This window comes from Xenophilus sp., from assembly GCF_044462705.1.
GTDB lineage: Bacteria > Pseudomonadota > Gammaproteobacteria > Burkholderiales > Burkholderiaceae_C > Xenophilus > Xenophilus azovorans.
Map to the genome: position 1 here is coordinate 1 of NZ_JBIQNC010000361.1, position 2,284 is coordinate 2,284.

Annotated in this window: 2 protein-coding genes; both read left to right on the forward strand. The window is 73.7% G+C overall.

Going from position 1 to position 2,284, the window contains the following annotated elements; translation table 11 throughout:
- The first annotated feature begins 183 nt into the window (after positions 1 to 183).
- On the forward strand, positions 184 to 2,121 hold the full coding sequence (locus ACIY1X_RS26130; RefSeq protein ID WP_399686510.1) for a putative bifunctional diguanylate cyclase/phosphodiesterase: 1,938 nt from the start codon (positions 184 to 186) through the stop codon (positions 2,119 to 2,121).
- Between the two features lie 40 nt (positions 2,122 to 2,161).
- Positions 2,162 to 2,284, forward strand: a 123-nt coding sequence (locus tag ACIY1X_RS26135) for a PHP domain-containing protein (RefSeq protein WP_399686512.1), incomplete at its 3' end; no start/stop codon positions are given.

Below are 2,284 nucleotides of genomic sequence, written 5' to 3' on the forward strand. Positions count from 1 at the left end.
ACGAAGAGGTAGGCGGAGATGTTGAGGACGGCGTCGGACACGGGCGGGATTGTAGGAACGGGCGTGGAGCCGACGCGGCCTGCATTCGCCGGCGGCCTCGGCCACAATCCCCTCCCGCCCTGGCCGCGGCACCGCTGCGCGCCTCGCCGGCCCCGAGGCCGAGCCGGACGGCCGTCCCTTCCCATGAATCCTCTTTCCGACCTGCCCGGCGCGCCGCGTGCCATCGATGCCGATGCCCTGCACCGGATGGTGCGGACCGACCAGTGGGTCGCGCTGCGCCGCAGCGTGCGGGGCGCGGTGCAGATCAACATGCTGCTCAGCCTGATCACGGCCGTCATTGCCTGGCAGTCGGGCAGGGCGCTGCCGGGCCTGGCGTGGCTGGCGCTGTCGCTGGGCGTCAATGCCGTGCGCCTCGTGCTGCTGCGGCTGCCGGCCCGGGACGACGGCGGCACGTGGCGCTCGGTGGACGGGCTGCTGCGCCTGCAGGCGGCCGGGGCCTGCGTGTCGGGCTGCGTCTGGTCGCTCGTGGCCTGGCTGTGCGCCGGCTACACGGGGCCGGGGACGGTGTTCTACCTGGTCGTGCAATGCGGCATCTGCGCCGGCGCAGTGACCTACGGCATCGCCTATGCCGCGCTGCCGGTCAGCTTCACCATGCCGCCGCTGCTGGTGGCCGCCGCGTGCCTGGCGGCCATCGGCGACCTGCAGCACATCGCGCTCTCGGCCTGCGTGCTGCTCTACCTGGCGGCGCTGCTGCGCGCGGCGCGGCAGAGCGAGGTCGCGTTCCGCATCGGCAGCCGCACCAAGAACGAGGCCACCGCGCTGGCCGAGCAACTGGCCTTCCGCGCCACGCACGACTCGCTCACGGGCCTGCTCAACCGCGACGGCTTCACCCAGGCGGCGGCACAGCGGCTGGCGCCGTCGCCGTCGGCCCCCTGCCTGCTGATGCTGGATCTGGACGGTTTCAAGGCGGTCAACGACGCCTTCGGCCACCAGACCGGCGACCGCGTGCTGCGCGACGTGGCGCAGTGGCTGTGCGGCACGCTGGCCGGGCGCGATGCGCTGGTGGGCCGCTGGGGCGGCGACGAGTTCGTGGTGCTGTACGCGCCGCGCGACGAGGGCGACGCAGCGCGGACCGTGGCAGAGGCGCTGATCCGCACCATTCCCTCGGCCACGCAGGAGCCCTGGGCCCGCCTCGGCCTGAGCATCGGCGCGGCCGTGGCGCAGCAGGGCGGCGACGTCGCCGAACTGCTCGCCCAGGCGGACGAGGCGCTGTACGCCGCCAAGCGCGCCGGCCCCGGCAGCGTCCACCTCTTCGACGCGCCGCTGGCCGAGCGCATGCAGCGGCGCCGCGACATGGAGCGCGATCTGGGCCCCGCGATCGCGGCCGGGCGGCTGGCGCTGTGGTACCAGCCCATCCTCGACGCCGGCACCGGCCGCGTGCACAGCCTGGAGGCCCTGCTGCGCTGGGAGCACCCGCGCCACGGCTGGATCGACCCGGCCGACGTGATCTTCACCGCGGCCTCCACCGGGCTGGCCGAGCCGCTGATGCGCTTCATCCTCGACGCCGTGTGCGGCGTCGCGCGCGCCCTCGTTGCCGCCGGCCGCCCGCCCTGGCCGATCGCCGTGAACGTGTCGCCGCGCGAGATGTCGCAGCTGGCGGTGGACCGGCTCATCCTGTCCGGCCTGGCGCGGCACGGGCTGCGGGGCGAGCGCCTGATCGTGGAGATCACCGAGGAGGTCGCCCTCGACACCGACGCGGCCCGGTCCAAGCTGGCCGCGCTGGCGGCCGCGGGCGTGACCATCGCCGTGGACGACTTCGGCGTGGGCTATTCGTCGCTGGCCCTGCTGCGCAACCGCCACGTCGGGCAGGTCAAGATCGACCGCAGCTTCATCGCCGGGCTGGCGTCCTCGCCCGACAGCCAGGTGGTGGTCCAGGCCATCCTGCAGCTCGGCCGGGCGCTGCGCATCCAGGTGGTGGCCGAAGGCGTGGAAAGCCAGGAGGAACTGGACGGCCTGCGGCGCCTGGGCTGCCAACTGGTGCAGGGCTATCACCTGGCGCGGCCTGCGCCGCTGCCGCAGATCCTGCAACAGTTGGGCCCGGCCGAGCCGGGCGCCGCCTGAAATCGCCGGCGGCGCTGCGCAGCTTCCTAAAATCCCTCGCATGTTCGTTCACCTGCGCCTGCACACCGAGTTCTCCGTCGTCGACGGCACCACCCGCATCGACGACGTCGTCAAGGCCGCCGCGAAGGACGGCCAGCCCGCGCTGGCCATCACCGACCTCAAC

Bases quoted from the DNA above. Each gene is read 5' to 3' on its own strand.
- ACIY1X_RS26130 (WP_399686510.1), top strand. From the start codon at position 184: ATGAATCCTCTTTCCGACCTGCCCGGCGCGCCGCGTGCCATCGATGCC.